This window comes from Veillonella parvula, from assembly GCF_018378075.1.
GTDB lineage: Bacteria > Bacillota > Negativicutes > Veillonellales > Veillonellaceae > Veillonella > Veillonella parvula_K.
On the sequence record NZ_JAGZYE010000011.1, the window covers coordinates 36,283 to 45,153 of the forward strand.

Annotated in this window: 7 protein-coding genes, 1 rRNA gene and 1 pseudogene; all 9 read left to right on the top strand. The window is 38.7% G+C overall.

Annotation, left to right across the window (positions count from 1 at the left end):
* Window position 1: 1 nt before the first annotated feature.
* On the top strand, window positions 2–1,651 hold the full coding sequence (locus KH286_RS09035) for a SpoIID/LytB domain-containing protein (RefSeq protein WP_278617844.1): 1,650 nt from the start codon (window positions 2–4) through the stop codon (window positions 1,649–1,651).
* A gap of 11 nt (window positions 1,652–1,662) precedes the next feature.
* Entirely contained in the window at window positions 1,663–2,688 is a 1,026-nt protein-coding gene (gene queA / locus KH286_RS09040; protein ID WP_004695592.1) for a tRNA preQ1(34) S-adenosylmethionine ribosyltransferase-isomerase QueA, read from the top strand.
* An 8-nt stretch (window positions 2,689–2,696) separates the two neighbouring features.
* Complete coding sequence (gene tgt / locus KH286_RS09045; RefSeq protein WP_008603393.1) at window positions 2,697–3,812, top strand: tRNA guanosine(34) transglycosylase Tgt; 1,116 nt, start codon at window positions 2,697–2,699, stop codon at window positions 3,810–3,812.
* A gap of 77 nt (window positions 3,813–3,889) precedes the next feature.
* On the top strand, window positions 3,890–4,180 hold the full coding sequence (yajC, locus tag KH286_RS09050; RefSeq protein ID WP_004695596.1) for a preprotein translocase subunit YajC: 291 nt from the start codon (window positions 3,890–3,892) through the stop codon (window positions 4,178–4,180).
* Window positions 4,180–4,746, top strand: coding sequence for a 5-formyltetrahydrofolate cyclo-ligase (locus KH286_RS09055; RefSeq protein ID WP_004695599.1), 567 nt, complete (start codon window positions 4,180–4,182; stop codon window positions 4,744–4,746). Before yajC ends, KH286_RS09055 begins: the two co-directional genes overlap by 1 nt.
* Window positions 4,747–4,764: 18 nt before the next feature.
* Entirely contained in the window at window positions 4,765–6,039 is a 1,275-nt protein-coding gene (gene secD, locus KH286_RS09060) for a protein translocase subunit SecD (protein ID WP_004695600.1), read from the top strand.
* Window positions 6,036–6,929 (top strand): protein translocase subunit SecF, encoded by an 894-nt coding sequence (gene secF, locus KH286_RS09065; RefSeq protein WP_004695602.1) that lies wholly within the window; start codon window positions 6,036–6,038, stop codon window positions 6,927–6,929. The genes secD and secF overlap by 4 nt, the downstream gene beginning before the upstream one ends.
* 231 nt (window positions 6,930–7,160) lie before the next feature.
* Window positions 7,161–8,336 (top strand): annotated as a pseudogene (locus KH286_RS09600) (MFS transporter).
* A gap of 463 nt (window positions 8,337–8,799) precedes the next feature.
* Window positions 8,800–8,871 (top strand): 16S ribosomal RNA (locus KH286_RS09080); the annotation flags it as partial.

Below are 8,871 nucleotides of genomic sequence, written 5' to 3' on the forward strand. Positions count from 1 at the left end.
AATGAAAACAAAACGATTACAATTGATGATAATGGCCACTTTGTTTTTAGGTGTAAACATTGGCGGTGTTTCTATAGCACATGGAGCGACGCTGCAAAATAAAGGTACAGTGGTAACGAAAAAGCCAACGCCAAAATCAACAGTATCTAATACAACTGTATCGAAAGTAAATACGACGAAGAAATCTAGTTTTCGTCCACTTGCTACTAAACCAGCTGCAAAGCCGGTTACAATAACTAAAACGGTTTCTAAGTCAACAGCTACGAAATCAGCCACTACAGGTAAAGCTACAATGGCTATAAAACCTGCGGCTTCTGGTACTTCGAAGCCAACTGCTAAACCTGCAGTTACTGATGAAAAGCCTGTAGTACAAAAGAGAGCTACTGAAAAAACTGCTACTAAAAAGGTAGTAAAAACAACGGATGCGAATAGCATTCAAGCCAATACAGCAGTTATTACTCGCAACAAAGTGGGCTCCGTAGTGACGCCTACTACAGAACGCAAAGAAAACATGCCAAATGTACGTGTTCTACTAGGTAGTCGTAGCTCTGATGCTACTGTTACATCTACAGCTAATATGGTTGTGTTGAACAGCGGTAATGGTCAAGTTAGCACAATCAGTGCTAATCGTGGTACATCTATTGGCGTTCGCGGCGGCAAGATTGCTGTAAATGGAAAGACTATTGATAGTGTGGTTACATTGAAGCCTGCGAATAGTGATGCACCATTTTTGTTCGAAGGTAAAGGTTATCGTGGTGGGCTCACATTACGTGCCAATAATGGAACCATGATGGTCATTAACGCTGTGCCTCTTGAGGATTACCTGTATGGTGTTGTTCCACAAGAGGTAGTACCGTCTTGGCCGGCTGCTGCATTAGAGGCACAAGCCGTAGCAGCTCGTACTTATGCTCTTCATACGATGGAACAAAATAAAGGTAAATTCTACGATGTGAGTAATTCCACGGATCATCAAGTTTATAGTGGTGTGAGTGGTGAATCTCAAGCTACCACAAATGCAGTAAATAAAACTAAAGGCGTAGTTATGCTTTATGATCAACGTCCTATTAATGCCTTATTCCATTCTGATGGCGGTGGCTATACAGAGGATAGTGTAAATGTTTGGGGAAGTGATGTGCCATACTTGAAAGGGGTAAAAGACTTTAGTACTGGTACATCTACATCGAATTGGACTGTTACTACCTCTCGTCAAGCTCTTGAAAGTAAACTTAATGCGGCAAGTAAAGGGGTAGGTAAATTGAAGAGCATTCAGTTGACTCCTCTTGGTAAGCCTGGGCAACAAACATCGGACCGCGGTGTATCAGGTCGTATAAAGAGTGCTACTTTCATAGGTACCTCTGGAAAAACTACTGTAGATGGCGATGCATTGCGTAGTATTTTAGGTTTAAAATCTACACTATTTGATTTCTATGTAAATCACAACCCTGCTAAAGGCACGGGAAAGGCATATCATAGCTTTACTGGCAAGAATGATACTGTTTATATTAAAGGCCACGGTTGGGGTCATGGCCTTGGTATGTCTCAATGGGGCGCTGCGGAAATGGCAAAGCGTGCTAATCCTGGAGATATAAATTATTACCAAACTATTTTGCGTCACTACTATAGTGGCATTACATTGAAGAAAATGTACTAATAAGGATTACGATGAAAGTTACAGATTTTGATTATGAATTGCCAGAGGAACTGATTGCTCAGCATCCTGTAGAACCTCGTGATACAGCACGGCTTTTAACCTTAGATAAGGTAAGTGGTGAAGTTAAACATAAAGGGCATTTTTATGATTTGCTAGAAGAACTCCATGAAGGAGATGTGCTTGTATTTAATAATACGAAGGTTATCCCTGCGAGATTATATGGACATCGTCAAGGTTCTGGTGGCAAGGTGGAGGTACTTCTACTCACACCATGTGGTGAAAATCGATGGGAATGCCTTGTTAAACCGGGGAAAAAATGTCCTATCGGGCAAGTTATAGAGTTTGATGACCGCCTAAGTGGAGTTATTATAGATAAAACAAATTTTGGAGGCCGTATCATTCAGTTCACATGCAACGGTGTGTTTGATGATGTGATTCAAGAAATTGGTGAAATGCCATTACCTCCATACATTCATGAAAAGTTAGAAGATAAAGACCGTTATCAAACGGTATATGCTAAGGAGAAAGGCTCTGCTGCGGCACCAACTGCAGGACTTCACTTTACACCTGACCTCTTAGAAAAGATTAAAGCTAAAGGTGTAGAGCTTGAGTTTGTAACCTTACATGTTGGACTTGGCACCTTTAGACCTGTATCGGCAGAGACTATTGAAGACCACGAAATGCATAGTGAGTTCTTTGTTGTACCTCAAGATACGGCGAATCGAATCAATGCAGCCAAACAAAAAGGGTCTCGTATCATTGCCGTAGGTACTACATCGGTGCGTACTCTTGAGTCTGCTACGAATGATGATGGTGTATTACAAGGTATGAGTGGTTGGACTCAAATTTTTATCTATCCTGGCTATAAATTTAAGATGATTGATGCGTTGGTAACGAATTTTCACTTGCCTCAATCTACATTGTTAATGTTGATTAGTGCACTAGCTAGTCGTGAACACTGTTTGGCGGCCTACGAAGAAGCTGTACGTGAACGTTATCGTTTCTTTAGCTTCGGCGATGCTATGTTTATACGTTAGGAGGGACTATGCCGAGTATTATTTATGAATTACAAAAGACATGTCCTCATACGGGGGCACGGGCAGGTTTATTGCATACGCCACATGGTACCTTCCAAACACCGATGTTTATGCCTGTAGGCACGCAAGCGACAGTTAAAACTATGACACCAGAAGAGCTAAAGGCTATGGGTTCTCAAGTTATTTTGAGTAATACCTATCATTTATTTCTTCGCCCAGGGCCGGAGCTTGTAGAAGAGGCTGGGGGCTTACATAAATTTATGAATTGGGATCAAGCGATTCTTACTGATAGTGGTGGATTCCAAGTATTTAGTTTAGGCGATATGCGCAAAATTACTGAGGATGGTGTTACATTTAGATCCCACATTGATGGATCAAAACAGTTTCTATCTCCTGAAGTGGCTACAAAGGTACAAGAGCAATTAGGTTCTGATATTGCGATGGCTTTTGACGAATGTATTCCGTATCCCGCGGATCATGATTATGCGAAACGCTCTACGGCGCGTACCACGCGTTGGGCGCATCGTTGCCAAGAGGCTCGTAAAGCTCATGACCGCCAAGGCATGTTTGGTATCGTTCAAGGTGGCATGTACAAAGACTTGCGCAAACAAAGTGCGGAAGAACTTGTAGCTATGGATTTTGAAGGTTATAGCATCGGCGGTTTATCCGTTGGGGAACCTCATGATTTAATGAATGAAATCTTAGAATATACAACCCCATTATTACCGACAAATAAGGCTCGTTATTTGATGGGCGTTGGCACCGCAGATTGTCTGGTAGAAGGTGTAGCACGTGGAGTTGATATGTTTGATTGTGTATATCCAACTCGTGTTGCTCGAAATGGGATGGCCATGATCTGGAATGGTCGCCTTAATATTCGAAATGCTCAATTTGCTCATGATTGGGGTCCTTTAGAAGAAGGTTGCCAATGTTATACATGTAAAAATTATTCCCGTGCATATATTCGTCACTTATATAAGGCAGAAGAGATTTTGGCATTACGCCTTGTAACATATCATAATCTCTATTTCTTATTAGAGTTTATGCGTCAAATGAGACAAGCTATCTTAGAAGATCGGTTCCCACAATTTAGAATGCAATTTTGGGATAGCTTTAAAAAATAGTAATTAAGTCTAGTCAAATTTATATTAGGTGGCTATACTAGAAAAGAAATACATATTTATTAACCTAGGAGGATAACATGGGAGATATTCAACAAATCTTGCAAACTAGCTGGCCTATTTTGTTAATGGTAGTGATTTTTTACTTTTTATTGTGGCGTCCACAAAAGAAACAACAAAAAGAGCGTGCTAGCTTGTTAGGTAGCTTAAAAAAAGGCCAAAAAATCGTTACTATTGGTGGTATTTATGGCGAAATTGTTGAACTTGATGATGAAAAAGTCAAGGTACAGGTATCTGAAAAAGTTGAATTAACATTTGCTCGTACAGCAGTTGCTAATGTACTGTCTAAGAAAAACAAGGAAGAAAAATAATGAATACAAAGGAAGCAGTGCGCCAGGCGTGTAAGTCTCAGCGCGCTGCTTTATCCGTTGCTGATTGTAGGTCGTGGACGCCGATGTTGACGAATCAAATCGTTAATAGTCCTGAGTATATATCGGCAAAAAACATTATGGCCTATTTGGCGATGCCTAAAGAGGCCAATTTAGACGATGTGATTCGTCATGCTTTAGAACATGGTAAATCTGTATACGTTCCAGTATGTACTGATAAGACGACTATGATTGCAGTTCGTCTTAAGTCTCTAGAATCTATCACTCGGGGTGTGTTAAATATACGTATTCCCGCTGAGCCATACGATATTATTGATCCGTGTGACTTGGATTTGATTTTAGTGCCTGGTGCTGGCTTTGACCGTCAAGGTGGTCGTATGGGAATGGGGAATGGGTATTATGATCGATTTCTCAAGGAACTTTCACCAAGTACATTTATGGGCGTATGTTGGACTATACAATTATGGGAGACACCAATCCCAATGGAAGCATTAGACCAACGAATGAGTAAAATTGTGACAGAGCAAGGCATTATACATTGTGTATAGCAGAAGGGAGCAACTATTTTGAACGGTAAAGCTATTATCAAGTTTTTAGTAGTCATTGCTGCCATCATTGGATTATTTGCGTATTTTATTCAACCATTAGCAGGCTCTTTGAAACAAGGCCTAGACTTGCAAGGTGGTACGCATATCGTATTGGAAGCAGAGGACTCTGCGACTGGTACAGCTGACAATGATGCAGTGGAACGGGCGAAGCAAATCTTAGAGCGTCGTATTAATGAAATGGGTTTATCTGAACCATTGGTACAACGTGAAGGTGCTCGTCGTATTATCATTGAATTGCCAGGTGTAAAAGATCCTGACGAAGCGATTAAACGTATCGGTAAAACAGCGGTCTTGGAATTTAAAAACGACCAAGGTCAAACCGTTATGACTGGTGATGACTTAAAAGATGCTAAAGAAGAGTTAGGTCAAAATAAACAACCACTCGTTGCTATTGAATTAAGTGATGAAGGGGCTAAGAAGTTTGCTGATTTAACATCTAAAAATATTGGTCGTCGTATTGCCATTACATTGGATGGTAAAGAATTGACTAATCCTGTAGTACAACAAGCAATTACAGGTGGTAAAGCCACTATTTCTGGTAGTCAAAGTTTAGAAGAAGCTAAAGACTTAGCTATTTTATTACGTTCCGGTGCATTGCCTGTTAAAATTAATGTATTGGAAGTGCGTACAGTAGGTCCTTCTTTGGGGCAAGACTCCAAGGATAAATCTGTTGTAGCCTTCAGTGCTGGTATTGCAATGATCATGATTTTCTTGGTTATCTTATATCGTTTTTCTGGCATCGTAGCTAATATAGCATTACTTGTATATGTTATGCTCTTATTACTCGTGTTGGGCAAGGGCTTTAATGCGACTATGACATTGCCAGGTATTGCTGGTATTATCTTATCCATGGGTGTTGCGGTAGATGCAAATATTCTTATCTTTGAACGTTTTAAGGAAGAGGTATTTTCCGGCAAATCTATGCGTGTTGCTATGGAAGCAGGCTTTAGCCGTGCGTTAGCCACAATTACTGATGCAAACGTATCCGTTATCATTACAGCTGGTATCTTAACTATTTTAGGCTCTGGTCCTGTAAAAGGCTTCGCTATCAGCTTAGGCGTAGGTGTTGTGGTGAGTATGTTCACTGCGATTACTGTGAGTCATTTCTTATTGCGCTTATTAATCGATTGTAACTTTACAAACCATCCATTCTGGTTTGGTGCGAATATTTCTCCGAGCACAAGTGCTGACGCATTTGCACCTAAATCTTTGAAAGGAGGTAAACGCAAATGACATTAGACGTAATTAAACATCATCGTTGGTGGTTTGCTATTTCCTCCACACTTGTTATAATCAGCTTAATTTCCATATTTACTAAAGGGTTTAACTTTGGTATTGATTATACTGGTGGTACGATTGTTGAAGTTGTATTTGATCAACCTGTAGAGGTTAGTCAAGTTCGTGACGTTCTAAAAGAATATAATCTTGAAAATGCACAAATTCAGCTTTCCGGTGATACTACTGGTGATACAGCGGGCGAAGACGTAATGATTCGTACACGTAATCTCGAGTCTAGTGAAAGTGCCGCTGTTGTTGATTCTTTGACTAAATCTATTGGTAATAATACAGTTAAACGTATTGAAACTGTAGGAGCTGTAATTGGTTCTGAAGTTACAGAACATGCGTTATTGAATCTTGTTATAGCATTTGCAGCATTAGCTCTATATATTTCTTATCGTTTTGAATATAAGGTTGCCATTTCTGCGTTAGTTGCCATTTTCCATGACTTGATTATGGTTCTTGGTGTTTTCTCTTATTTCCAACTAGAAATTGATGCATCCTTCTTAGCTGCCATTCTTACGGTTGTAGGTTACTCCATGAATGAATCTGTAGTTATCTTTGACCGTGTTCGTGAAAATACGCATACACATAAACGTTCTGATACATTTGCAGATTTGGCGAATGCGTCTATTACACAAAGTATTCACCGCAGTTTCTATACATTGGCTACCGTTATGTTTGCTTGTGTATCCCTTTATCTATTCGGTGGGGACACTACAAAGAACTTTGCCCTTTGCATGATCATCGGTTTTGCTAGTGGTGCGTACTCCTCTATCTGTGTAGCTACATCCTTGTGGGTTATGTGGAAGAGCCGTAATAAAAATGACGTACGTAATCAATAATAAGTTATAAATTATTATTATTGTGTTAATGATTAAAGTATAAGAACCTCTCTAGATTTATTTTTAGAGAGGTTCTTTTATTTTGCTATCTTTTATTATGTAAAATGGTATAGGTATTTTACAGATAACAGTCATTTTTAACTATATAAAATTTAAAAAGGCTTGTTCTTGAATTCTATAAGATAGAGGCGTAAAATGGCTAGGTGACACGATACAAAAGGAGATACAAATATGGATTCAAATAGATTATGGAGCCCTGCTTTTACTAATTATGGTATTAGTAGTGGTATTTTATATATGACTCAATATGTTCTCGTAGCGGCATTGCCAATTGTAATAACGTCTGAGCTGGCTGGCAGTGATCTTGATGCGGGTTTAGCGATGACATATTTCCAAATTGGTACAATTTTATGTAGGATTTTTGCAGGACGATTAATAGATGGTTTTAATAAGCGTATTGTTCTATTAATATCAACAGCCTTGTTTTTCATTATTATGGGATTATTTAATTTTACTACATCCTTAGAGGCTGTTTTCGTACTACGTGGGTTACATGGTGTTGTGTTTGCCCTTGGAACAACTGTAATGGCTACTCTAGCAGTATTAGTATTACCTCCTAGTCGAAAAGGTGAGGGAGTTAATATGTTTGCTATCTTTTCAAATATAGCAATGGTATTAGGACCTGCTATCGGCCTATATGCTTTATCGTCATACGGTAGTATGGCATTGTACATATTTTTAACGGTTATGACTGGATTGGCTATGGTCTTAAGTAATATTATTCCCCTATCAAAGGAGTTAGCATTACCTAAACAATCAAAATATAAAGGTTGGCATATTTCCCAGTTTATAGAAAATAAAAGTTTACCTTGGGCTTTAATGGGCTTATTTATTGGTTTTACTTATTCTGGTGTTTTAGTTTTTATACCCATAGAACTTAATAGCATGGGGGCAGGAATATAAGGAAGTGCTTTCTTTGCTATTTTTGCGTTGATGATTATTATTAGTCGACCTATAGTAGGAAAAGTATATGCTCGATATGGTTCAAAAATTATTATCTATACAGGATTAGGATTATTTATACTAGGCTTATTTGTATTGGGATTAGCTATAACCCCATTAGCTATTCTATTCACCGCTCCGTTGTTGGGGTTAGGCTATGGTGCAGCACAACCTGCATTTCAAGCGCTGGCTATACAATCAGCTCCTATTGAGCGTGCGGGTGTATCAACAGCAACTTATTTTCTAGCCTTAGATATAAGTGTCGGTGCTGGATCGGTTATACTTGCAGTATTAGCTAGTGCGTGGGGCTATCAATATTTATATATGTTCACTGCATTGGTTATGGTGATAGCGCTTGCTTTGTATCATATATGGGTAAAAAGATATACTCCTTTAGAACTATAGTTGTTTAAGGTAAAAATTGGGTAAATAAATATTAAACAAGTTAAAATGGCTTCTAATGAGATATTATGTATAGGATGCAATAAAAATAATGAAAGAAAGATGAATTTTTTAGGATAACAATTTTATATATTGACGTTTATTATATTTATGCTATACTTATACAAGTCATTAGGACACAGCTCAAATGATAAGTATGAAAAACTTCTTAGAAGTTAAAAAAAGCACTTGACGGAATGAGCTGGACTTGATACAATAATCAAGTCGCCAGTTGATGAAACACTTTGAAGAAAGAGTGTGTAGACTGGTACAGATCTTTGAAAACTGAACAATGATAGGTAATCAATCATAACGATTGAACATATGCCAGAGTGCGGGTTTTGACATAGTCAAAACCAACCATAATTCAAAGCTACTTAATGGTAGCGACAACAAAACAAATGAGCTATTCAAATAGCTTCAAGATATCTTGGAGAGTTTGATCCTGGCTCAGGACGAACGCTGGCGGCGTGCTTAACACATGCAAGTCGAACGAAGA